At 60.9% G+C, this 22,435-nt stretch carries 20 protein-coding genes and 2 pseudogenes; 11 read left to right on the top strand and 11 right to left on the bottom strand.

All coding sequences use genetic code 11. The features are described 5' to 3' along the window. The first annotated feature begins 215 nt into the window (after window positions 1-215). The 3 genes and pseudogenes from K3819_RS04845 (at window position 216) to K3819_RS04835 (ending at window position 2,792) form a co-directional block, all read left to right on the top strand. Window positions 216-590 carry a DUF6124 family protein gene (locus tag K3819_RS04845; RefSeq protein ID WP_221398746.1) on the top strand — a complete coding sequence of 125 codons (375 nt, stop codon included), beginning with the start codon at window positions 216-218 and terminating at the stop codon, window positions 588-590. Between the two features lie 565 nt (window positions 591-1,155). After that, window positions 1,156-2,130 carry a D-glycerate dehydrogenase gene (locus K3819_RS04840; protein ID WP_085611390.1) on the top strand — a complete coding sequence of 325 codons (975 nt, stop codon included), beginning with the start codon at window positions 1,156-1,158 and terminating at the stop codon, window positions 2,128-2,130. Between the two features lie 203 nt (window positions 2,131-2,333). Next, window positions 2,334-2,792: pseudogene (locus tag K3819_RS04835) on the top strand (DUF2165 family protein). A gap of 28 nt (window positions 2,793-2,820) precedes the next feature. Here the strand turns inward: K3819_RS04835 and K3819_RS04830 are convergent. Next, a complete protein-coding gene (locus tag K3819_RS04830) occupies window positions 2,821-3,723 on the bottom strand; it encodes a DMT family transporter (RefSeq protein WP_064593500.1) in 903 nt (300 codons plus the stop codon). A gap of 139 nt (window positions 3,724-3,862) precedes the next feature. On the opposite strand from K3819_RS04830, the gene K3819_RS04825 reads away from it, so the two are divergent. Further along, entirely contained in the window at window positions 3,863-4,738 is an 876-nt protein-coding gene (locus tag K3819_RS04825; protein WP_064593498.1) for a helix-turn-helix domain-containing protein, read from the top strand. Here the strand turns inward: K3819_RS04825 and K3819_RS04820 are convergent, their stop codons facing one another. From K3819_RS04820 to K3819_RS04795, 6 genes are all read right to left on the bottom strand, one after another. Beyond that, window positions 4,739-7,168 (bottom strand): TonB-dependent receptor, encoded by a 2,430-nt coding sequence (locus tag K3819_RS04820; protein ID WP_221398745.1) that lies wholly within the window; start codon window positions 7,166-7,168, stop codon window positions 4,739-4,741. Window positions 7,169-7,272: 104 nt separating this feature from the next. Further along, complete coding sequence (locus K3819_RS04815; RefSeq protein ID WP_085611388.1) at window positions 7,273-8,262, bottom strand: FecR family protein; 990 nt, start codon at window positions 8,260-8,262, stop codon at window positions 7,273-7,275. Further along, a complete protein-coding gene (locus K3819_RS04810; protein ID WP_085611387.1) occupies window positions 8,259-8,825 on the bottom strand; it encodes an RNA polymerase sigma factor in 567 nt (188 codons plus the stop codon). The genes K3819_RS04815 and K3819_RS04810 overlap by 4 nt, the downstream gene beginning before the upstream one ends. 1 nt (window position 8,826) lies before the next feature. Continuing rightward, on the bottom strand, window positions 8,827-9,153 hold the full coding sequence (locus tag K3819_RS04805; RefSeq protein WP_221398744.1) for a DUF3325 domain-containing protein: 327 nt from the start codon (window positions 9,151-9,153) through the stop codon (window positions 8,827-8,829). After that, window positions 9,154-10,743 carry a PepSY domain-containing protein gene (locus K3819_RS04800; protein ID WP_221398743.1) on the bottom strand — a complete coding sequence of 530 codons (1,590 nt, stop codon included), beginning with the start codon at window positions 10,741-10,743 and terminating at the stop codon, window positions 9,154-9,156. Beyond that, window positions 10,740-11,045, bottom strand: coding sequence for a DUF3649 domain-containing protein (locus K3819_RS04795; RefSeq protein WP_039769401.1), 306 nt, complete (start codon window positions 11,043-11,045; stop codon window positions 10,740-10,742). Before K3819_RS04795 ends, K3819_RS04800 begins: the two co-directional genes overlap by 4 nt. Before the next feature lie 175 nt (window positions 11,046-11,220). On the opposite strand from K3819_RS04795, the gene K3819_RS04790 reads away from it, so the two are divergent. From K3819_RS04790 to fecA, 3 genes are all read left to right on the top strand, one after another. After that, on the top strand, window positions 11,221-11,709 hold the full coding sequence (locus K3819_RS04790) for a sigma-70 family RNA polymerase sigma factor (RefSeq protein WP_064600677.1): 489 nt from the start codon (window positions 11,221-11,223) through the stop codon (window positions 11,707-11,709). Beyond that, window positions 11,706-12,635, top strand: coding sequence for a DUF4880 domain-containing protein (locus tag K3819_RS04785; protein ID WP_085611384.1), 930 nt, complete (start codon window positions 11,706-11,708; stop codon window positions 12,633-12,635). The genes K3819_RS04790 and K3819_RS04785 overlap by 4 nt, the downstream gene beginning before the upstream one ends. Window positions 12,636-12,785: 150 nt before the next feature. Continuing rightward, window positions 12,786-15,119 carry a TonB-dependent Fe(3+) dicitrate receptor FecA gene (gene fecA / locus K3819_RS04780; protein ID WP_221398742.1) on the top strand — a complete coding sequence of 778 codons (2,334 nt, stop codon included), beginning with the start codon at window positions 12,786-12,788 and terminating at the stop codon, window positions 15,117-15,119. A 71-nt stretch (window positions 15,120-15,190) separates the two neighbouring features. Here the strand turns inward: fecA and K3819_RS04775 are convergent, their stop codons facing one another. Beyond that, on the bottom strand, window positions 15,191-15,598 hold the full coding sequence (locus tag K3819_RS04775; protein WP_096819094.1) for an HPF/RaiA family ribosome-associated protein: 408 nt from the start codon (window positions 15,596-15,598) through the stop codon (window positions 15,191-15,193). Between the two features lie 200 nt (window positions 15,599-15,798). Further along, window positions 15,799-16,746 (bottom strand): LysR substrate-binding domain-containing protein, encoded by a 948-nt coding sequence (locus K3819_RS04770; protein WP_011332523.1) that lies wholly within the window; start codon window positions 16,744-16,746, stop codon window positions 15,799-15,801. Window positions 16,747-16,881: 135 nt separating this feature from the next. Here K3819_RS04770 and K3819_RS04765 point away from each other — a divergent pair, with 135 nt between their 5' ends. The 3 genes from K3819_RS04765 (at window position 16,882) to K3819_RS04755 (ending at window position 20,140) form a co-directional block, all read left to right on the top strand. Next, entirely contained in the window at window positions 16,882-18,258 is a 1,377-nt protein-coding gene (locus K3819_RS04765; RefSeq protein ID WP_085611382.1) for an L-serine ammonia-lyase, read from the top strand. Between the two features lie 63 nt (window positions 18,259-18,321). After that, window positions 18,322-19,623, top strand: a complete 1,302-nt coding sequence (locus K3819_RS04760; protein WP_221398741.1) for an HAAAP family serine/threonine permease — start codon at window positions 18,322-18,324, stop codon at window positions 19,621-19,623. Between the two features lie 199 nt (window positions 19,624-19,822). Next, a complete protein-coding gene (locus K3819_RS04755; RefSeq protein ID WP_085611380.1) occupies window positions 19,823-20,140 on the top strand; it encodes a DUF3509 domain-containing protein in 318 nt (105 codons plus the stop codon). On the opposite strand, the gene K3819_RS04750 is transcribed toward K3819_RS04755, so the two are convergent. After that, window positions 20,137-20,637 (bottom strand): phosphate-starvation-inducible protein PsiE, encoded by a 501-nt coding sequence (locus K3819_RS04750; protein ID WP_007957255.1) that lies wholly within the window; start codon window positions 20,635-20,637, stop codon window positions 20,137-20,139. The genes K3819_RS04755 and K3819_RS04750 overlap by 4 nt on opposite strands. Window positions 20,638-20,930: 293 nt before the next feature. Between K3819_RS04750 and K3819_RS04745 the strand changes: the two are divergent. Beyond that, window positions 20,931-21,188: pseudogene (locus K3819_RS04745) on the top strand (YebG family protein); the annotation flags it as partial. 167 nt (window positions 21,189-21,355) lie between these two features. Here K3819_RS04745 and K3819_RS04740 read toward each other — a convergent pair. Beyond that, window positions 21,356-22,375 carry a Glu/Leu/Phe/Val dehydrogenase dimerization domain-containing protein gene (locus tag K3819_RS04740; RefSeq protein WP_085611379.1) on the bottom strand — a complete coding sequence of 340 codons (1,020 nt, stop codon included), beginning with the start codon at window positions 22,373-22,375 and terminating at the stop codon, window positions 21,356-21,358. Between the last annotated feature and the right edge of the window lie 60 nt (window positions 22,376-22,435).

The following is a 22,435-nucleotide window of genomic DNA, read 5'->3' as shown; positions in this document are numbered from 1 at the left end:
GGGTCTGGAAAACTCGATTTCTACCATCAATGCTCATGGCATACTGCGGCGCTTTTTGAATCGCAATGTTATGGCGGCTGTGCGCGGGAGGCCCTTGGGCCTGCCGGGTTTGGATGGTTTGACCGGTTTTTCCAGTCCGTGCACAGCTGCCACCCTCTCGCCTGGAAAACGAAAGCTGGCAGCTTCAACCCAACAAGCCATCGAGTAATGTTTCCATGAAGAAACCAACGCCGAATCCCCCTGAAACCAACGACACCTCGCCCTACGAATCCGCCGATTCAAACAAACTCCACGACGCCGCCGAACGCGCGCTCGACCACTACCTGAACCCTCCCCCGAAAAAATGCCCCGGCCGCAAACCGAGCGAAATGTTCCAGATTTCACCGGACATGGACGACGAAAGCCTGCTGGCCCACGCCTGCGAATCCCTGGCCTCGGCCAGCGTCATGGCCAGTGACGTGGCAGCCTATGTCGACTCACCACAGCGACACCGGATTCTGGGCATTCAACAAGTCATCATGCTCGCCGAACTCGCCGTGAACCGCGTGCTGGATAACGTCGAAGTACAACGTCATCCCACACACAACTAAACCGCTCTGACCAAACCGACCTGCCAGCGACAACTGCATTCGCTGGCAGCTCGGATGGGACGCAGAGCGTCCCGGGCTGCATTCCCACGCGGAGCGTGGGAACGATCAAGCCAACCCGCATTCGCTGTTCGCTGTTCGCTTCCCACCACTCAAAACGATGAGCGTTAGCTCAAGTATCGCTCTTGACGTGCCGGCCCCATCGGCAGGCTGAGTGGAGGGATTTATCCGGGGGTGGGAGCGCAGCGACCGTGCGGCGCAGCCGCATGCATCGAGAGGAGGTGCAGCGAAGCAAACCGTAGGCGATGCCCCCGGATTAATCCCGGAACGAAGGAACACCGAGCCAAAGCGAGGTGCCGAACGCCGGGGCCAAGCCTTTTGCTTACTTTTTGGCGTTTGAAAAAGTGAGCCGCTGTAAGAGCGGAACCGCCAGCAGCAACCCCCTAAGCAACGGATATTCACCCAAAACCCCAAGAACCTGGTCGGCCCAGAGGCCGCCAAGGACAAGCCAAACCTGGCGAAGAATGTTAGCTTGCTTGGCAACCCAGAACAGCCGAGCCCAATGCCAATGAAAAAAACAGTCCTGGCCTTCAGCCGCATCACCCCCCCCATGATCGAACGCCTGCAACAGGAGTTCGACGTCATCGTCCCCAACCCGAAAAACGGCGACATCAACGCCCAGTTCAACGAAGCCCTGCCCCACGCCCACGGCCTGATCGGCGTCGGTCGCAAACTCGGCAAGGCCCAACTGGAAAACGCCGCCAAACTCGAGGTGGTCTCCAGCGTCTCCGTCGGCTACGACAACTACGACCTCGCCTATTTCAACGAACGCGGGATCATGCTCACCAACACCCCTGACGTGCTCACCGAAAGCACCGCCGACCTGGCCTTCGCGCTGATCATGAGCAGCGCCCGCCGCGTCGCCGAACTCGACGCCTGGACCAAGGCCGGCCAATGGCAGGCCAGCGTCGGCGCACCGCTGTTCGGTTGCGACGTGCACGGCAAGACCCTGGGCATCGTCGGCATGGGCAACATCGGCGCTGCCGTCGCCCGTCGCGGCCGCTTCGGCTTCAACATGCCGATCCTCTACAGCGGCAACAGCCGCAAGACCGAACTCGAACAGCAACTCGGTGCACAATTTCGCAGCCTTGACCAACTGCTGGCCGAGGCCGACTTCGTTTGTCTGGTGGTGCCGCTCAGCGACAAGACCCGCCACCTGATCAGCCATCGCGAACTGGCGCTGATGAAGCCGGATGCGATTCTGGTGAACATCTCCCGTGGCCCGGTCGTCGACGAGCCGGCATTGATCGAGGCATTGCAGAACAACTGGATTCGCGGTGCCGGTCTGGACGTTTACGAGAAGGAACCGCTGGCCGAATCACCGCTGTTTCAGCTGAAAAACGCCGTGACCCTGCCGCACATCGGCTCGGCCACTCACGAAACCCGCGAAGCCATGGCCAATCGTGCCTTGGCCAACCTGCGCAGTGCCCTGCTCGGCGAGCGTCCGCAGGATCTGGTGAACCCGCAGGTCTGGCGCGGATAAACAAATCGGGCAAGTACTGTAAAGTGCTTGCCCGTTCAACTTTCAGCCAATACATACTTTGCAAATCAACACGCCAACGAAATAAACCATCCCGCTATAAACTTTCCCGGCTTTATCCAATACAAAGATAAACACACCGGAGAATAGTAACCGTGAGAATTTCCAATACCGATCAATTAATCCGTTACAGCAAAGTCTGCCTAATGGCTTACATCAGCTTCTTTGGACTACTGGTGATGTACGGAAACGTGACCGACTACTCGGCAAACTATGAGTACGTCGGACACATCCTGAGCATGGATACAACACAGATCAACGAGAACATACGTTACAGGGCGATTGAATCGCCGATGATGCACCACCGGATCTATTGGTTCATCATCACCACGGAAGCGATCTAAACCGCTTATTGCCTGCTCGGTACTTATTATCTCTACCGCAAAGTCAACGAGTCCGCGGCTGTCTTTCACGAGGCAAAAAGGTTCTCGATCATTGGCTTGCTGATTGCGATCTTCACCTATTATGTTTGCCTGCAAACCATCGGTGTTGAATGGTTCGACATGGACACTTCACAAGTATGGAATGCGAAAGACTGGGCACGGCACATTGTCGATTTCATGTTACCGGTACTGATTTTCATAACATTGAAAAACGAGCGTTGAATAATCAACGCTCAAGATTCAATCAATCTCAGGCCAACTTTCCATGCTTCGCCACAACCGCAACTTCGGGTTTTCGAAACACCAGCACATTCCCCAGCATCACCAATACCAGCCCCGCCAATGCCGGTGCCGTCCATTGATAGCCTTCGGCGAAGGCCGAGACATTCAGCGCCACCACCGGGAACAGCACCGTGCAGTAGGCGGCGCGCTCCGGGCCCATGCGGCCGACCAACGTCAAGTAGGCGGTGAAGCCGATCACCGATCCCGGAATAACCAGATATAGAAGCGCGCCAATGTAGCGCGACGTCCACTCCATCTCGAATGGAATGCCCTTGACCAAGCACCACACCGAGAGCATCGCCGCACCGTAGGCCATGCCCCAGGCATTGGTGGTCAGCGGCTTGAGACCGGCCTTCTGTTGCAGGCTCGAGAGCATGTTGCCCGCCGAGAAACACAGCGTGCCGCAGAGCGCCAGGCCAAGGCCGAGCAGGGTTTGCGGACTGGCGTGATGCCCGGCCAGCTCCGGCCAGAACAACAGGCCCAGGCCCGACAGCCCCAGCGCCCCGCCCATCAATACATTGCGCGCGATCCGCTGGCCGAAGAACACCCGTGCATTCAGCGCGTTCCACAACGTTGCCGTGGAAAACACCACCGCCACCAGACCGCTGGGAATCCATTGGCTGGCGGTCAGGAAACACATGAAATTGACACAGAACAGGCACAAGCCCTGCGCCACACAGATCAGATGCCCGCGCCGGTTCATCGGTTGCAGGCGACGGCTGAGCAGCAACAGCGCAAACAACACCAGCGCCGCGAGACCGAAGCGATAGACGATCGACACCGGAATCGCCACCACGCCCAGTTGCCACTTCAAGGCTATCCACGTGGTGCCCCAGATCAGCACGGTCAACAAATACAACGACAGGTTCATGGCAGACACTCCTCGATTGGGTTTCAGTGTCCGCCTGCGCCTTCACCCCTCGCTTGCATAAACTTGCGCTTTTGTCGGCGTGCAGGCTGGCAGCGCAACATCTACGGAGTAGGATGCAAGGCGTTGAAGAGAACCGACCATGGCCGCCATCGATACCCTGCAAGTCTTTCAAGCCTTGAACAGCTCGCCCAACGCATGCCTTGTGCGCAGCGCCGAGCTGGGGGACGGCCTGTCCGCAGCCTTGTGGACCAACCACCACGACGCCCGCGACTATGACGCGCCGAGCCATCACACGCTCTCCTGCTACATCGCTGGCGGCACCGGCACGTTCCGCCGTGGCGCCCCCGGAAACAAAGGCAGTCCGGACAAGTTGTGCATCCTGCCAGCCGACCACGAGTCGGGGTGGGTGATCAATGGCGACATTCGCCTGGCCCACCTGTATTTCAGCGCCGAACAATTTGCCTTGGGTTGCGTCACGCTGCTGGATCGCGAGCCCCGGGAAATGCAGCTGCGCGAACAGACTTTTCTGGAAGATCCGCAACAGGCCCGACGGTTTCGCCAGTTACTCACTCTCAATTGGGACGAGCCTGGCGAGCGTCTGCTGACCAGCAGCCTGGCCCACGAACTGATCAGCCAAACCTTGTTGAGCCAGGTCGGCGTACGCCACGGCTTGCGCCTCAAGGGCGGGCTGGCGCCGCATCAACGCCGGCAACTGGTGGAGTTCATCGACAGCCAACTGGCCGAGCCGATCAGTCTCGGGCAACTGGCGGGGTTGTGTGCGTTGTCGGAATACCACTTCGCGCGGATGTTCCGGGTGAGCTTCGGACTGCCGCCACATCAGTATGTGCTGGCGCGGCGTTTGAGTCGGGCGCGGGAGTTGTTGCGGGGCACGGCGTTGCCGCTGGGGGAGATTGCCCTGGCGTGCGGATTTGCCAGTGCCAGCCACTTCACCAACCGCTTTCGCCAGGTGCTGGGTGGAACGCCCGGCGAGTATCGCCAGGCGTTTTTGCGCTGATCAGAACTCCAGCGTACTCGACAACGAAATCTGCCGCGAATCGCCCATCGACACGAAGAAACGGCTCGCCGCCGAGGTGTAGTAGGTGCGATCGAACAGGTTCTTCACGTTGAGCTGGAACTTGACCTTCTGCCCCTCGACCCGGGTGTCGTACGTGGCGAACGCATCGGCCACGGTGTAGCTCGGCAGATCGAAATCGTTGACCGCGTTACCCGCTCGTTCACCGACATAGCGCGCGCCGGCGCCGACCCGAAGTTGATCACCACCGATCACGCTGCCGAAGTCGTAGACCGCCGACAGCGAGCCGGTATTTTTCGCCACGTTCTGCAGCCTGTTGCCTTTGTAGTCCGGATCTTCCGTAACCTCGGCGTCGGTATAGGCGTAGCTGCCGATCATGCTCCAGCGGTCGCTGAGCTGGCCGGTCAGGTCCACTTCCAGGCCCCGGGAACGCACTTCGCCGGCGGCGCTGTAAATCGTCGTCGGGCCTTCGGAGTTAGCCACCAGTACGTTGCGTTTCTTGATGTCGAACAAGGCGATGTTGCCGGTGATGCGCCCCGGCATATCCAGACGTGCGCCCAGCTCCCAGGACTTGGCCTCTTCCGGCGCAATGCTGCCGTCGAGCACGGTGCTGCTGCCGCTCAGCGGCGCGATGGTCGAGTTGGGTTTGAACGATTCGGTGTAGCTGCCGTAGAACGACAACGCGTCGGTATAGCGATACACCAGACCCGCGCGCGGCACCCACTTCTGGCCGTTGCTGTCGGTGTTGGCCTTGAACGGCACGCCTTTGCCGGCGTACTGGTCGTACTCCTGGAAGCGCCCGCCGGCCACCAGAATCCACTGGTCGTTGAGGTGGATGGAGTCCTGCAGGAACACCGAGTCGCTGCGCAGCAGATCGGTTTGCGCACTGTCCGCCGGGCTGACGGTGGTGCCTTCAACTTCGCGGCCGTAGACCGGGTTGACGTAACTGAAGGTGCTCAGGCTTTTCTGGCGGATCAGGTCGGCGCGGTAGATCTTGCGGTACTCGTCGTCGACGCCGAACACCAGATCATGCTGCATGCCCAGCACATTGACCTTGCCTTCGAGGCTGGCCGTGGTGAAGCGGTCGGTGCTGATCGCGCCCTGGGTGCCGTCCATGCTGCGGGTCAGGGTGCCTTTTTTGGTGTCGATCGCGGTTACGCGGACCTGGCTGGCGTCGTAGGTTTCGCGGTTCCAGCTGTAGCCGAAATGGGCTTTCCAGTCGTCGTTGAGTTCGTGATCGGCCTCGAAGTGATAGAGATCCGAGCGCCCTTCCATGTCGTTGAATTTCTCGTCGAGCCGCTCGTTGCGCGAGATATCCAGCGGATGGTTGGTGCGTGGATCGATCAGGGTTCCACGATCAAACGGGGTCAGGAATTCACGGTGCTCGTAAGCGAACAACAGCTTGGTGCGCTCGCCGTACCAGGCCAGCGACGGTGCGATCAGGGTTTCGCGGTGGGTGCCGAAATTGCGCCAGTAATCTTCGTCTTCGTGATCCAGCACCATGCGATACGCGAGGCCGGAATCCCCCAGCGCACCGGTGCTGTCGAAGGAACCGCCGCTGCCATTCTTGCCGTCGCCGTAGGTCGAGCCGCGCAGGGTCAGCGCGTTGTACTGGGTCAGTTCGGGCTTCTTGCTGACCATGTTGACCACGCCGCCCGGGTCCTGAATCCCGTAGAGCAGCGAGGCCGGGCCCTTGAGCACCTCGACGCGATCCACGGTGGCGTTCATGCCACGGCCCTGCACCACCGGCATGCCGTCTCGCATGATCGAGCCGTTGCGGTTGTCGCCGAAACCGCGGGTCATCACCGAATCCTGGGTGCTGCCCAAGGTGTTGCCCTGGGTGATGCCGCTGACGTTGGCCAGTGCATCATCGAGATTGCGCGGTGCCTGATCACGAATGACCTGGGCCGCAATCACGTTGACGGTCTGCGGGATTTCCTGAAGCGAAGCGGAAGAGCGCATCACCGAACTGGTTTCCGGTGGCTGGTAGCTCATCGGCTGGTCGACCACCGAGGTGATGTTCGTCGCGCCGAGGTTCAACGCGCCTGCGGTCGGTTGCGGTTCGAGCGCCAGGGTATGGCTGTCGGTGCGGCGGAAGGCCAGGCCGGAGCCGGTGAGCAGACGTTGCAGCGCCTGTTCGGCACTCATCTGGCCGTTGATCGCCGGAGCGGTCAGACCATATGGCGCTTCATCGGTATAGACCACGCTCTGCCCGGTGACACGACTGAAATCACTCAGGGCCTGAGGCAACGGCTTGGCAGCCAGGGAAAAACTGAATTGCTTTTGCGGCTGGCTGCTGACGGATTCAGCGGCCAGCGCCACGCTCAGCGGCAACAGGGCCAATGCCGAAAAACTCAAGGCTGAAACGCCCAACCACTGTTTGACCGAACCCGATTTTGCCCTGGACTTCATTGCTCATGACCTGTGTAGAACCGCAACGGATGCGAATGACTCGCAGTTTCAGTCACTACACGGATGGCGGTCGGGTTTACCTCACCACAAAGTTGAAAATATTTTCAGCGCAGGATGATCAGCTTGCCCAACACTTGATGCTGCTCGAATCCCAGAACCCCTTGCAGCGAATTCAGCACGGCTTGCGGGTCCTTGCTGGGAAAGCTGCCGCTGACCTTGCGCGCGCCCAGTTCGTCATTGAGCAACACGATCCGTCCGGGGTAATAGCGCCGCAGATCCTGCACCACATCGGCCAGTGTCGACTTGTAGTAAGTCAGCCAGCCCTGGCGCCACGCCAGTTGCGCTTCGCTGTCCACGGCGTGCAGTTTTTCTGCGGTGCCTGCGCCGTATGCCACTTGCTGACCGGCGGTGAGAATCTGCTGTTGGCCGTCACGGGACGCCGTCACGCCGACGCGTCCGGACAGCACCGTCACCTGGGCTCGTTGAGGTTGCAGGCGCACTTCGAACTGAGTGCCGAGCACCCGCGCCTGGCCCTTTTCGGCCTCGACCACAAAGGGATCCCCCGTGTGAGTCACGCTGAAAAATCCGGCCCCTCGGCGCAATTGCACATGCCGCTCGCCGTGACTGAAATCCACGGCGATGGCACTGTCCGCATCCAGCGTGACCTGCGACTGATCGGCCAAGGTCACGGTGCGAATCTCGCCCGGTGCCGACACGTAATCAGCGCCCAGATCATCGATCCAGCGCTGCGGCTGCCAGCCGCTGCCGAGGCTGATCATCAACAACAGGCAGGCCGCCATGGCCAGCGCGCCGGCCCAACGCCGGACCTGCGGACGGCGCGGTCGATCCATCGCATTGAGCAAACCCTGCAACGCCAGCGCGTCTTCGTCGGCCAAGGTGCGCGCCGGCCCTTCGCTCAATTCCCAAATCACCTGCGCCTGGGCGTAGGCCTCGGCGTGGGCCGGGTCAGCGTGCAGCCATTGACTGAAGGTCAGTTGATCGCCGGTGCTGGGGCGGTCGTGCAACAGGCTCAACCAGGCAAAAGCGGCCTGTTCCTGCGCGGGCGTCGGGATGACGCGGTCGGAGTTGTTCACGGTGCTTTCCCTGGCGTGCGTGGCGCGGGTTCGCGCAGGCTGGCCTTGCAGGCCTCGAGGGCGCGCATCATATGTTTTTCCACAGCGCTTTGGGACAGGCCCATGGCCTTGGCGATCTCGGCGTACTTGCGCCCGTGGATGCGATTGAGCAAAAAGATCTGCCGCGTGCGCTCGGGCAGCGCGCGCAACGCCGCTTCGACATGGCGCAAATCGTTGCCCGCTTCGAGCGCCGCCTGCGGTTCGCTGGCGCTGCTGTCCGGCTCGTCCGGTTGCCAGCCTTCGTTGACCCGCACCCGCGCGCCTTCGCTGCGCAAATGATCGATGGCGATATTGCCGGCGCAGCGCAACAGATAAGTGCTGAGCTCTTCGACCTGCACCAGCGGCCGACGCCAGAAACGCAGAAACAGATCCTGCACCAGATCCGCTGCCGTCGCCCGGCAACCGACGCGCCGGCTCACCAGCGCTTCCATCTGCGAACGCTGGGACAGGAACACCTGAAGAAAATGCGCACGGGCGCCGTGGGGTTCGTCGTCGCGGTGCTCGGGAGGATGGCCGATCAGCATGTCAGTTCAAGGCCCATGCAGCGACCGGGCTGGCGAGCAGGCTAAGTCCGGCCATGGTCAAGGCCAGGCGTGGGCGATAGGGCAACAAAAGCACCAGAGTCAGCGCGCTGAGCATCAGCACCGCGCACCAGTCGACCAGGCCAAAACTCCAGCCCTTCATGGAAACCGCTGCCCACAGCGATAGCCCCAGCAACAGCCAGCCCACGAGTTTCAAACCTTGCCGACGGCGAGTCGAAGATTTGTGGCCCAGCAGTTCTTCATGATGCCGAGGCATCGCCAGGCACAGCGCCGTGAAAGCGCAATAACAGAGCAACAGCGGCAGCAGCATTCAGTTCGTCCCATGCTCAAGGGTGATCGGCCGGGCCGTTTCGCGGGCTGGCTTTTGCACGCTGACGGTGTGTCCAGCGCGCTGCATTTTCCGGGCGGCCCAGGCGAGAAAGAGGCCACTGCCCAGACACGTCAGGTCGAAACCGGCCAAGGCCCAGTCGCCTTCAGGCACTGTCACGCCGAGGTGGTAAGGGGAGGTCAAACCGTTAAGAAGCGGAACCGCGATAAACAGTGCAGCCCCCAGCGACAGCTGTTCGACCCAGGCCTTGCGTCCCGGCCGCAACATCGCGTGCACCACGCTCAAGCCCCAGGCGATGAAAAACGCGTTCACTTCCCAATCGGCACGCCCGGCCAGACTCACCGGCAGCAGACGATTGGCCCAGAAGAACACCGCGACCGCTGCCACCAGCCCTGCCATGCTGGCAATGTTCAGCACTTCCACCAGCCGCAACTCGTAAGGCATCACTCCGGTCTTGGCATGTTTGAGCTGACGCTTGCCGAGCCAGATCACCAGCCCGGTGCCGATCATCGCCGTGCCTGCCAGACCGCAGATGAAATACAGCCAACGCAACACCGGCCCGGCAAAGTGGCCCATGTGCAAACCGTAGAAACTGCCGGCAACCGCCATCGCCATCGGCTGATCGGGCGTTGTGCCGATGACTTGTCCGCTGACACCGCTGAAGGTCACGGCGCTACCGGAATCATTTACCACACGGTCGGAGCCCGCACGGGACATCACCACTGCGGCGTTGGAGTCGCCCGGATTGTTCACGCTGATACGCCCGACATGTCCACCCGACCATTGCTCGCTGGCCGCCAGCAACAGGGGCGCCAGCGGTGCCAGTGTCGCCGGTTGATTGGCCCGTTCAGGAATGCTGGATTCGGGAAAAACCTCGTCGTAAAACGCTCGAACGTTGTTGCCGTACGAAGCCAGGATGCTCGCCGGCATCACCATCGACATGAAGATCACCAGACTGCTGTAGGTGATCATCAGATGAAACGGCAACACCAGCACAGCCACCGCGTTGTGTCCGTCGAGCCACGAGCGCTGGCCCTTGCGCGGGCGGAAGGTGAAGAAGTCCTTGAAGATTTTCTTGTGGGTGATGACCCCGGTGATCAGCGCGACAAACATCACCATCGCGGCGATGGTCGAGAGCCAGCGGCCCCACGGATAAGGCATTTGCAGTTGGAAGTGGAAGCGGTAGAAAAACTCGCCGCCCATGCTTTCCCGGGCCTGCACTTCGACACCGGTCTGCGCGTCGAGCGTCTTGCGAGTGAATGCGCCGCGTTCGCCGGGCTTGGCTGGCGTCTGCTGCCAGCCCACGCTCAGACCGGGATCGCGGGCGTCGGGCAGGCCAATGATCCAGCGCGAAGCGTCGGGGGCGTTTTGTTGCAGATAGTGCTGGGCCAGCGTCAGGCTTTTTTCGGCATTCAATGGATGGGCCGTGATCTCCGGCTGCATCCAGTGACTGATTTCGTCTTTGAAATAGGCCAGGGTTCCGGTCAAAAAAATCGCAAACAACAGCCAGCCGAAAACCAGCCCGGTCCAGGTGTGCAGCCAGGCCATCGCCTGCCGGAAGCCCTCTTTCATGCCAGACCCAAACCGCGCGCTGCCCCGGAAACGGTCGCCAGGATCACGCTTGGCACCAGCAGACCAACCCACGCCGACCACGCCGTGCGACAGGCGAAACACCAGAGCACCGCCACCAGATAGACCAGGAACGAAACCGTCATGCCGGTCACCACCGCCTCGGCGCGGTTCAGCGGCAGCCACAACGTCAGCGTAACGCTGGCCAATGCCGCGACCAAATAGCCGCCGAACACCGCCGCGAGCACCCGCGAAGTGACGGCCAGACGATAGGACAGGGGAAGTGTGGCGAGTTTGGCTTTCATGTTTCGACCCTGAAACGATTAACGTCCGACCAAGACGCCGAACGACAGGCGAGCAATATTAATGATAAATATTCTCATACGCAAAAGAGTCTGATTGCCGGGCATCCCTGACAGCCCTACAATGCGAACCATTCTTGTTCTCTAACGCATCCTGCATGCGCCCGGAGTGATGCCGTTGCCGTCCGCCCATCCTGTCGAATCGCTCTATCAGGCCCACCACAGTTGGCTCACCGGCTGGCTGCGGCGCAAACTCGGCTGCCCGGACAGCGCCGCCGATCTCGCTCAGGACACCTTCATCCGGGTGCTGACCGCCCGCGAGCCGCCAGTGATTATCGAACCGCGCGCATTCCTCACCACCCTGGCCAAGCGCGTGCTGTTCAACCATTACCGCCGCCAGGACCTGGAGCGCGCCTACCTCGACACGCTCGCGCAGATACCGGAAATGGTTGCGCCTTCGGAAGAAGAGAAAGCCATCATCCTGCAAACCCTGATGGAGCTGGATCAGTTGCTTGATGGCCTGCCGCGCGTCGTCAAACGCGCATTTCTGCTGGCGCAGGTCGATGGCCTGACTTATCCGCAGATCGCCGCCGAACTGGGCATTTCCGTGGCCACGGTCAAACGTCATCTGAACAAGGCAGCGATGCGCTGCTACTTCGCCCTGTGAACCCGTCGATGGATTTTTCCGCGCAGGTCGCCGAACAGGCGGTGCACTGGTTGCTGGAAATGCAGCAAGGCCCGTTGAACCCGCGCCAGCAACAAGCCTGGCAGCAATGGATCGATGCCCACAGCGAACACCGCCGCGCGTGGGAGCACATTCAGCGGGTCAATTCGCGGTTGCGCGGGTTGTCGTCGCCACTGGCCCACGCCGCACTGAATGCACCGAAGTCCGGCAGCCGTCGTCAGGCGCTGAAGTTGTTGCTGATTCTCGGCGCCGGTTCGGCGGTCACCTGGGGCATGCGCGAGCACAATCCGTTGCCATCGTTGCTGGCCGATTACCGCAGCCCGATTGGTCAGCGGCGCAAGATCTCGCTCGGCGCCGACGGCCAGTTGCAACTCAACACCGCCAGCGCGGCGGATGTCCGGGGCGATGGTTTAATCCGTCTGCTCGAAGGCGAGATGCTGCTGACCGCCACGCAATCCTTCGACGTGCAAACCGCCCAAGGCGTGCTGAAAACCCAGGGCGCGCGAATAAACGTACGGCAGTTTGCCGACCGCACGCAGATTGCACTGTTTGAAGGTCGGGTCGAATTGAACGCACAAGGTCGCGCGCCGATGCTGCTGCCGGTCGCCCGACAACTGAGCTTCAGCACCACCGGCGTCAGCGTGGCAAAACCGCTGGACGCCAACAGCGGCGCCTGGGCCGACGGCATGCTGGTGGCCGCGCACATGCGTCTGGGCGACTTCCTCGATGAACTCGGTCGCTACCGTCGCGGGCAGCTCCATTGCGATGCGAAAGTGGCTGACCTGCTGATTTCCGGGACTTATCCACTGGACGACAGCGAGCGGATTCTCGACCTGCTGGAAATCAGCCTGCCGGTAAAAGTGAGGCGCTTTACCCGTTACTGGGTGACGGTCGAAGCTAAGGCCTGATCGTTCCCACGTCGAGGCGTCGAAACGTCCGCGTGGGAATGCAGCCCCGGACGCTCCGCGTCCCCTGCAAAAATAAATGAGCCGTTTTTCAGATCTGGCGTGACAGAGAAGGAAAGCCCCCTTGATTCAACCTTCTCAGGACCGTCCTCCATGCACCCCACCCGCCTCACGCCGCTGGCCCGAACCCTGCGCAACCTCGTCCTCGGCGCCAGCCTGAGCTTCAGCGCCCTGCCACTTGCGCAAGCCGCCGAAACCAAGGCTTATCACATCGCCCCGTCGACGCTGGAAAACGCCCTCAACCAGTTCGGCCGTGAAGCCGGTGTGCTGATCTCGTTCGGCTCGCAAGTCACCAGCGGTGTGCAAAGCCGTGGTCTGGAAGGCAACTACACAGCGAAACAAGGTCTGAACGCGCTGCTCAAAGGCACCGGCCTGCAAGCCCGCGCCGAGGGTGGCAATGCCTTCAGCCTGCAACCGTCGAACGACAGCGCCCTGGAGCTGGACACCTCGAAAGTGGTCGGCGACTGGCTGGGTGAGGCTGCGCAGGTCAACGTCTTCGAACATCCCGGTGCCCGTGACGTGATCCGCCGCGAAGAATTCGAACGCCAGGGCGCGACCCAGGCCCGTGACGTGCTCAACCGCATTCCCGGCGTGAACGCCCCGGAAAACAACGGCACCGGCAGCCACGACATGGCGCTGAACTTCGGCATTCGCGGCCTCAACCCGCGCCTGGCCGCACGCTCGACGGTGTTGATGGATGGCATCCCGGTGCCGTTCGCTCCTTATGGCCAGCCGCAGTTGTCGTTCGCGCCGATCAGCATGGGCAACATGGATGCGGTGGACGTGGTGCGCGGTGGCGGCGCCGTGCGTTACGGCCCGCAGAACGTCGGCGGCGTGGTCAACTTCGTGACCCGGGCGATTCCGGACGAGCCGACCGTCAAGGGCGGTTTCCAGACTGAAACCAGTCCATCGTCCAGCCATGACGGCTTCAAGACCAGCGCCAACCTGCTGGCCGGCGGCACCAATGCCAACGGTCTGGGCGGCGCGCTGTTGTACTCCGGCACTCGCGGTGGCGACTGGCGTGAGCACAGCGATACAGAAATCGACGACCTGATCCTCAAGGGCAAATACCAGCTCGACGAGGCCAACAGTTTCAACGCCATGGCCCAGTATTACGAAGGCAAGGCGGACATGCCCGGCGGCCTGAATGTCGCCGATTACGATGCCGATCCGTACCAGTCGACCCGGCCAAAAGACCAGTTCTGGGGCCGTCGCACGATGTTCAATGTCGGCTATCGCTATCAGGAAGATCGCCGCGAGTTCACCGCCAATACCTTCTTCACCAAGACCCTGCGCAGCGGTTACCTGGATCAGGGCACGTTCCTGTCGCTGTCGCCGCGCGAGTATTGGGTGCGCGGTCTGGAAACCCGCTTCGCCCAAGGCTTCGACCTCGGTCCGACCAGCCATGAAGTCGGCGTCGGCTATCGCTACATAAACGAAGCCGGCCACGAACTGCGCTATCGCACGCCGATCAGCAGCAACGAATACCCGACCACCAACAGCCGCAATGACCGCGACACCCGTGGCGGCACGGAAGCCAATGCATTTTTCGTCGATGACCGGATCGACATCGGCAAGTGGACCATTACCCCGGGCGTGCGCTACGAGATGATCGAGTCGCAGCAGACAAACAATCTGACCAACGTCAAATACAAGGGTGACTACAACACCGCGCTGCCGGCGCTGAACGTGCTGTATCACCTGTCCGACAGCTGGAACCTGTACGCCAACACCGAAGGTTCGTTCGGTAGCGTGCAATACAGCCAGATGCCCAACCGCGTCAGCAGCGGCGAAGTGAAACCGGAGAAGGCCCGCACCTGGGAAGTCGGCACCCGCTACGACAACGGCGCGCTGCGAGCGGAGATCGGCGCATTCCTGATCAACTTCGACAACCAGTACGAAAGCAACCAGACCAACGATTCGGTGATCGCCCGTGGCGAAACCCGGCATCAGGGCATCGAAACCAGCGTCAATTACGCTCTCGACGACTTGAGCCCGGCGCTGGCCGGCTTCGACGTCTACGCCACTTACGCCTATGTCGACGCAACCATCCGCGAAGATGGGCCGAACAAGGGCAATCGTGTGCCGTTCTCGTCCAAGCACAAAGGCACGATCGGCGTCGGTTACACCGAAGGGCCGTGGAAACTGAACCTGGACAGCAGCTTCCAGAGCGACCAGTTCGCCGACAACGCCAACACCTCGAAAGAAAGCGCCGACGGCAGTACCGGCAAGATCCCGGGCTACATGCTGTTCAGCAGCCGCGCCGGTTATGACTTCGGCCCGCAGCTGTCGGACCTGAACGTGGCAGTGGGCGTGAAGAACATCTTCAACACCCAGTACTTCACCCGTTCGTTCGATGACAACAACAAGGGCAAGTATGTCGGTGAGCCGCGCACGGTGTACGTGCAGACCTCCGTTGCTTTCTGATCCCTGCTGAAAACAGAAAGGGCCTGCAATTGCAGGCCCTTTCTCTTTGGGTGGCTTGGAAAATCAGCGTATCAACTGTTGATCGCTGCCTGTTCATTCTCTAGAAATTCTTCCTCCAGCAGCGCGTCGTTCGCCTTGCTGGTAAATGGCACCACTGCGGCTCGCGGTTTGCCGCGCAGTTTGCCAAACAGGTGCTCCAGCGCGTGCTCCAGTTTTTCGGCTGCACCATCGATCGCCTGTTCCAGCGAATCGGCTTTGTGGGTGACGGAAATCGGTTGATGGCCTTTCGGCCGCGCTTCCAGTTGGCAGCGCAAATCATGAGGACCTGGTTTGTCACCGTTCTCGTCGCTCAGATGGACTTCGACACGGGTCAGGTCTTCCTCATAACGGTCGAGCGTGCTCTCAATTGTGGTTCGTACCCACTCCTCCAGTCGTTTGCTGCTTTGAATATGGTTGTCGCTGTTGACTTGGATTTGCATAGTTCATCCCTTATTTCAGCTAGCTCGCAAGAGGCCTGGAACAGGATTTCGTGACCTCTTGATTACAACAATCGGCCCGCCGGACGAACATTTCAACCCCTTAAAAAAGATAAATATTCATTCGCAAAAAAAGCCGGACAACCGAGTAAAGCGCTGGTAAGGTCGGGAGTTGGGTCGCCCCGCCACCCCGAAAAATCTGCTCACAATTGGCCATCACCCAACGGGTGCAGGCTGCGAAAAATCCCCGCCTCTTCCACCAGCCAGTCATGCACCGCCCGCACGCCCGGATGGCTCAGGGCCCCCGGCGCATAAAGCAATACATAGCGCTTGTGATTGGGCACCGAAATCCCGAACGGCACGATCAACGTCCCCCGCTCCAGCTCGTCGTTGAGCAGCGTGCGCCGGGCAATCGCCACGCCCATGCCGGCAATCGCCGCTTCGATGGTCAGGTGGTTGCGATTGAACGTGTGCCCGCGCCGCACATCCGCGCCCTCGAAACCGATGGCATTGAGATAAAACTCCCACTCCGCGTATTCATAGCTGCCGCGCCAGGCGGTGATGTCGTGCAGCAGCGGAAAATGCACCAGATCCGCCGGCCCGTGCAGCGGCGGCCGTCCGCGCAACAGGCCCGGTGCGCACACCGGAAAAATCTGCTCATCGAGCAAGGCTGTGGATAACAATCCCGGATAGCTGCCGTCGTTCAGGTCGATGGCCAGGTCGAAATCCCCTTCATGCAACGGCACGCTGCTGTCCTCGGCCACCAGCCGCAACTGGATGTCCGGGTAACGCTGTTGCAGGCGTGGCAAGCGCGGGGTCAGCCATTTGCTGAGGAACGACGGAATCGAGCGCACTCGCAGAATCCCGCTGATCATCCCCGCGTCGAGGCGACGCAATTCCGCGTCGATGCTGCCGTAAGCCTCGTTGACCGTGATCGCCAGTCGCTGCCCTTCCGCGCTCAACTCCACGCCCCGCGCACGGCGATGAAACAGGCGAAACCCCAGTCGCTCTTCCAGCTGTCGGATTTGCTGACTCACAGCCCCCGGCGTGATGTGCAGTTCCTCGGCACAGCGGGTGAATGACAGGTGCCGCGCGGCACAGGAAAACACCTGCAGCCAGACGTAAGTCTGGGCATGCAATTGACGACTCATGGTTTAGTCCTGCTAAAGGCTTACTTAGGAAGTTTCGTTAGTCACGTTGAAGCGAGGTAGGCAGTATCGCCGACATTGCGCTTGTCCTACAAAAAATGGCAGCGATTCCTACTCCATTGCTTGTAAGGGTTTAGCATGGCTATCAGTGTTTTCGATCTATTCAAAGTCGGCATCGGTCCGTCCAGTTCCCACACCGTCGGCCCGATGCGCGCCGCCGCGACCTTCGCCCAGGCCCTGATCGACCAGCATTTGCTGAACGATGTGCAGCGGGTGGAAATCCGCTTATATGGCTCGCTTTCGGCCACCGGCGTCGGCCATGCCACCGACCGCGCAACGGTCATGGGCTTGATGGGCGAATGGCCGGACAGCATCGATCCGTCGACCATCGAGCCGCGCATCCAGCAAGTGCGCGAGACCGGCCAACTGTCTCTGGCCGGTAAACGCTCGATCACCTTCAACTGGCAGCACGATCTCCTGCTGATGGACGAGAGTCTGCCCTACCACCCCAACGCCATGTCGCTGACAGCCTTCGGTGCATCCGGCCAATTGTTCGAGCAGACGTACTACTCGGTCGGCGGCGGTTTCATCATCGAAGCGGCCGAAGCCGAATCCGGTGTAGCGCCGGCCGGCGACGTCGAGTTGCCTTACGAATTCTCCAGCGCCGTCGAACTGCTGGCGCTGTGCAAGCAGCACAACCTGCGGGTGTCCGAACTGATGATGGCCAACGAACGGGCCTGGCGCAGCGACGCCGAGATCCGCCAGGGCCTGCTGCACATCTGGTCGGTGATGCGCGAATGCGTCGAGCAAGGCTTGCGCCACGAGGGCATCCTGCCCGGCGGTCTGAATGTGCCGCGTCGTGCGGCGAAATTGCACCGCAGCCTGCTGGAAATCGGCAAGCCGAACGTCATCAGTTCGACCCTGTCAGCGATGGAGTGGGTCAACCTGTTCGCCCTCGCCGTCAACGAAGAGAACGCCGCCGGCGGGCGCATGGTCACCGCGCCGACCAATGGCGCTGCCGGGATCATCCCGGCCGTTCTGCACTACTACATGAAATTCAATCCGGACGCGTCGGACGACGACGTGGTCGCGTTCTTTCTGGGCGCGGCAGCGGTCGGCATCCTGTGCAAGAAAAACGCTTCGATCTCCGGCGCCGAAGTCGGCTGTCAGGGCGAAGTCGGCTCTGCATGTGCCATGGCCGCTGCGGGTCTGGCCGATGTGCTCGGCGCTACTCCGGAGCAACTGGAAAACGCCGCCGAAATCGGCCTGGAACACAACCTCGGTCTGACCTGCGACCCGGTCGGCGGCCTCGTGCAAGTGCCGTGCATCGAGCGCAATGCCATCGCTGCGGTGAAGGCGATCAACGCTACACAAATGGCCCTGCGCGGCGACGGCAAACACTTCATTTCTCTCGACCGGGTGATCCGCACCATGCGCGATACCGGCGCCGACATGCATGACAAATACAAAGAGACTTCACGGGGCGGCCTGGCCGTGAGCTGGGTGGAGTGCTGAGGAGCACTCCCTGACCGCCCGTAACACGTGAGCCCGAGCAAGAATAATAACGAGGCAAAAACGATGACCGATGTACGCACACCCGCTGCCGAAAATCCCGCTGTAGACCGCACACGCAATACCGAAACCGCCCACAAGGGCTGGAGCAAATTCGACACCACCTGGATGCTCGGCCTGTACGGCACCGCCATCGGTGCCGGCACCTTGTTTCTGCCGATCAACGCCGGTGTCGGCGGCTTCTGGCCGTTGCTGATCCTGGCGTTGCTGGCGTTCCCGATGACCTTCTTCGCGCACCGGGGCCTGACCCGCTTCGTGCTGTCGGGCCGCTCCGGTGACATCACCGAAGTGGTGGAAGAACACTTCGGCATCGGCGCCGGCAAACTGATCACGCTGCTGTATTTCTTCGCGATCTTCCCGATCCTGCTGGTGTACAGCGTGGCGCTGACCAACACCCTCAGCAGCTTCCTCGAACATCAATTGCACATCGCCCCGCCACCGCGAGCGGTACTGTCGCTGGCGTTGATCCTCGGTCTGATGGCCATCGTCCGCTGCGGTCAGAGCGTGATCGTCAAAGCCATGAGCGTGCTGGTCTATCCGTTCGTCGCCGCGCTGCTGTTGCTCGGCATCAGCCTGATTCCGAACTGGAACGGCGCGTTCTTCGCCAGTGCTCAAGAACCGATGGAACTGTCGGTGTTCCTCAAGACCCTGTGGCTGGCGATCCCGGTGATGGTGTTCTCGTTCAACCATTCGCCGATCATTTCCGCGTTCGCCGTCGAGCAGAAACAGCGCTACGGCGAGCAGGCCGAGCGCAGGAGCAGCGGCATCCTCGCCATGGCCCACGGCATGATGGTGGTGACGGTGATGTTCTTCTGCTTCAGTTGCGTGCTGGCGCTGTCGCCGGCGGATCTGGCAGCGGCCAAGGCGCAGAACATCTCGATCCTGTCGTACCTGGCCAACCACTTCCAGACCCCGGTCATCGCTTACGCTGCGCCGCTGATTGCGTTGGTGGCGATCACCAAGTCCTTCCTCGGCCATTACATCGGCGCCAGCGAAGGCTTCCAGGGCATGATCGTCAAAAGCCTGCGCAGCCGTGGCCGGGTGATGTCGGCGAGCTGGCTGAACCGTGCGACCGCGCTGTTCATGATCCTCAGCTGCTGGGCCGTGGCGACCTTCAACCCGAGCATCCTCGGCATGATCGAAACCCTCGGCGGGCCGGTGATTGCCTGCCTGCTGTTCCTGATGCCGATGTACGCCATCCGCCGCGTGCCAGCCTTGCGCCAGCATTCGGGCCAGGCATCCAACGTGTTCGTGGTGCTGATCGGCCTGATTGCACTGTCTGCGATCATCTACTCGGTTCTGCCCTGAAACGGGCCGCACACGAAGAAGGCGAGCCAGGGGCTCGCCTTCTTTTTGGCCGGTTTCATTGTTCGACAATATTCCCGGCATGTCCCTTGCTACATCGCTGAAGGAGACAGGACCACGGAAAGGCCGATGGTCAGGTTTGGCGAACCAACCCGATCAAGGCCGGTCAACAACTGCACGTTCAATCAGGCGGTGACGCATCATGGACAATCCTTTTCAGATCATTACCGATGCCTTCGCGCCGGACTATCAGATCAATCTGAGCATTCAGGGCCTCGACGGCAGCATCATGCTGACCCTCTCCAAAAGCGGACGGATCGTCGCCAAGCGGATGATCAGCGCCGAACAGCGCAATGACCCCAAGCGCCTCAAACGCCTGGTGCAAAGCATTCAGTTCGGCATTGCCATCGAACAGGGCCACAGCGCCATGGCGGTACTCGACGCCATGACACGCGGCGACGGAATCGCTCCGCCACCGCGTCAGGCCAAACATCAGCCCCGGCCAACGGCCGGCCTTTAGAGTTCGCCCTTCTCCACTTCCGGATGTTCACTGGAACCCGTGCCGATCTTGCGGTGCGGATTCTCGATTTTCACCGAAGGGAATTGCGACGAGGCGTAACGCACCACCAGGATCGAGAACGCCAGCAGCAGAATCCCGCCGCACAGGTAAATGATCCCCATGTCCGGCGGATTGTGGTGCGAGACGTTGGAGATCAGCAGGCGCGTCAGTGCCGTGATCGCCACGTAGATCAGGAAGCGCACCGGCATGTGGTTGGTCTTGAAGTAAATCCCGACCATCGCCCCCAGTTCCAGATAGATGAACAGCAACAGAATGTCATCGATCTTGATGTGCCCTTCCTCGAGCATTCCGAGAAACTCCATCACCGCCGCCCATGCGGTTACCGCACCAATGGCGAACAGCGCCAGATAGTGGAAGGTCTCGACGAACAGGTTGCCCAGGGACTCGGCCAGTTGATGCACGTTTTGCCGCAGTTTCTCGGCCCAGTTGATTTTCACGATGAAGGTTCCTTAGCCCGGTTCGAGCGGATGTTGCTTGCTGGACGTGACGGTTATTGCGCACGTACGCAGATGCATGCAGAAAAGAGGCCACGCCATCATGGCGAGCCGCCGCGAAACCTGCGCCGTGGCGTTTGGTCGCACCTGTGCGCAGGCGTCGGGCTGACAAAATCCGAATCCGGTCTACATTGAAAAGCCACTACCCAAAGCGCAGGGATTCGCTTATCCTTTTCGCTGTATATAGATACAGTAGTCGCAAAGACAACTTAATGTGAAGGCATGTGAGGTGGTGAATGGCCGTCGAAGTGGTATACCGCAGCAGCCGAGATCTGGAGCGCTTGTTCATGGATAAAGCCGAAGCTGACCGTCATGACAAAATGCTCGAACTGGCCGAACTGTTGGCCGAAGTGCTGGAAAAAGCCGTTCCTTCGTTGAGCGAGCAGCAAGTGGAAGAAGTCGGGATCTTCATGGCGAAGAACCGCGATGTATTCGCCCGGGCATTCAAGAGCCAGCCTGATGCGCTGTCGGAGCTGATCAACGCACCGGCGGCACCGGTTGTGGCGACCGAAACGGCCGAAATGGCCGAACCGGCAGAAGCGCCAGCCAAACCTGCCAAGGCGGCAAAGGCTGCGAAGTAATCGACACCTGAATCGAAGCCTCTGAATTGAATAGCCCCTGAGTTGAAAGACTCAGGGGCTTTTTCATGCCCGGACCAATCTCAGCGGTACAAAACCTTTTCCGCCAGCTCGTCTGCCACCCGCGCGGGTGAACGTTTTTCTGCCTGGGCATGGGCGAAGACTTCGGTCAGTCGCGAACTGATCTTCGACAGGTGCGCGGTGATGGTCGTCAGTTCTTCGCCGCGATGCTTGAGGGAAACGTAGATCAGCCCGCCGGCATTGATCACGTAATCCGGTGCATACAGGATGCCCCGCCGCTCCAGTTGATCGGCGACGTCCAGGTGCGTCAGCTGATTGTTGGCCGAGCCCGCTACCGCCGAGCAGCGCAACTGGGTGACCGTGTGGCTGTTGAGCACCCCGCCGAGGCCGCACGGCGCGAGGATGTCGCACGGCGTACTGAGCAAAGCGTCGTTGGCAATCGGATGAGCGTTGAGCTGCTCCATCGCCAGTTGCACCTTGCCGTGGTCGATGTCGCTGACCAGCAGTTCGGCCCCCGCTGCGTGCAGCTGCTCGGCGAGCGCAAACCCGACATTACCCAGCCCCTGAATCGCCACGCGCAAGCCTTCTAGGTTGTCGCTGCCCAGCCGCGCCATGGCCGTGGCGCGAATTCCGGTGAACACGCCCATCGCCGCATGCGGCGCCGGGTCGCCGGCGGAGGTGGTGCTGGTGACATGCTGGGTCTGCTGGGCGATGCAATCCATGTCCGCCACCGAAGTGCCGCTGTCGATGGCGGTGATGTAGCGCCCGTCGAGCTGATCGATGCAACGTCCGAAGGCTTCGAACAATGCAGCGCGGTTTTCCACATGGGCCGGCCGCACGATCACGGCCACCCCGCCACCCTGAGCGAGCCCGGCCAGCGCAGCCTTGTAGCTCATGCCCTGGGCCAGGCGTATGGCGTCCTCGACTGCGGATTCGTCGTTCGGGTAGGCAAGATAACGACACCCGCCCAGGGCAGGCCCAAGGCGACTGTTATGAATGGCAATGACCGCCTTCAATCCGGACACCGGATCAACGCTAAGGTGCAGCGATTCCAGGCGAGTGCTTTGCATGAGAGCGAACATCGGCAGGCTCCCGAATCACTTCTGGTAGACGCCAGTATAGGCTTGCGCCTGAAAATTGCT

Origin of the sequence: Pseudomonas sp. 3-2 (assembly GCF_019710535.1) — a bacterium.
In the GTDB taxonomy this organism is placed as follows: Bacteria; Pseudomonadota; Gammaproteobacteria; order Pseudomonadales; family Pseudomonadaceae; genus Aquipseudomonas; species Aquipseudomonas pharyngis.
Note: the sequence above shows the minus strand (reverse complement) of the source record. Positions and strands in the feature narration are given on the sequence as shown.

Bases quoted from the DNA above. Each gene is read 5' to 3' on its own strand.
- K3819_RS04845 (WP_221398746.1), top strand. From the start codon at position 216: ATGAAGAAACCAACGCCGAATCCCCCTGAAACCAACGACACCTCGCCC.
- K3819_RS04840 (WP_085611390.1), top strand. From the start codon at position 1,156: ATGAAAAAAACAGTCCTGGCCTTCAGCCGCATCACCCCCCCCATGATC.
- K3819_RS04830 (WP_064593500.1), bottom strand. From the start codon at position 3,723: ATGAACCTGTCGTTGTATTTGTTGACCGTGCTGATCTGGGGCACCACG.
- K3819_RS04825 (WP_064593498.1), top strand. From the start codon at position 3,863: ATGGCCGCCATCGATACCCTGCAAGTCTTTCAAGCCTTGAACAGCTCG.
- K3819_RS04820 (WP_221398745.1), bottom strand. From the start codon at position 7,168: ATGAAGTCCAGGGCAAAATCGGGTTCGGTCAAACAGTGGTTGGGCGTT.
- K3819_RS04810 (WP_085611387.1), bottom strand. From the start codon at position 8,825: ATGCTGATCGGCCATCCTCCCGAGCACCGCGACGACGAACCCCACGGC.
- K3819_RS04805 (WP_221398744.1), bottom strand. From the start codon at position 9,153: ATGCTGCTGCCGCTGTTGCTCTGTTATTGCGCTTTCACGGCGCTGTGC.
- K3819_RS04800 (WP_221398743.1), bottom strand. From the start codon at position 10,743: ATGAAAGAGGGCTTCCGGCAGGCGATGGCCTGGCTGCACACCTGGACC.
- K3819_RS04795 (WP_039769401.1), bottom strand. From the start codon at position 11,045: ATGAAAGCCAAACTCGCCACACTTCCCCTGTCCTATCGTCTGGCCGTC.
- fecA (WP_221398742.1), top strand. From the start codon at position 12,786: ATGCACCCCACCCGCCTCACGCCGCTGGCCCGAACCCTGCGCAACCTC.
- K3819_RS04775 (WP_096819094.1), bottom strand. From the start codon at position 15,598: ATGCAAATCCAAGTCAACAGCGACAACCATATTCAAAGCAGCAAACGA.
- K3819_RS04770 (WP_011332523.1), bottom strand. From the start codon at position 16,746: ATGAGTCGTCAATTGCATGCCCAGACTTACGTCTGGCTGCAGGTGTTT.
- K3819_RS04765 (WP_085611382.1), top strand. From the start codon at position 16,882: ATGGCTATCAGTGTTTTCGATCTATTCAAAGTCGGCATCGGTCCGTCC.
- K3819_RS04760 (WP_221398741.1), top strand. From the start codon at position 18,322: ATGACCGATGTACGCACACCCGCTGCCGAAAATCCCGCTGTAGACCGC.
- K3819_RS04755 (WP_085611380.1), top strand. From the start codon at position 19,823: ATGGACAATCCTTTTCAGATCATTACCGATGCCTTCGCGCCGGACTAT.
- K3819_RS04740 (WP_085611379.1), bottom strand. From the start codon at position 22,375: ATGTTCGCTCTCATGCAAAGCACTCGCCTGGAATCGCTGCACCTTAGC.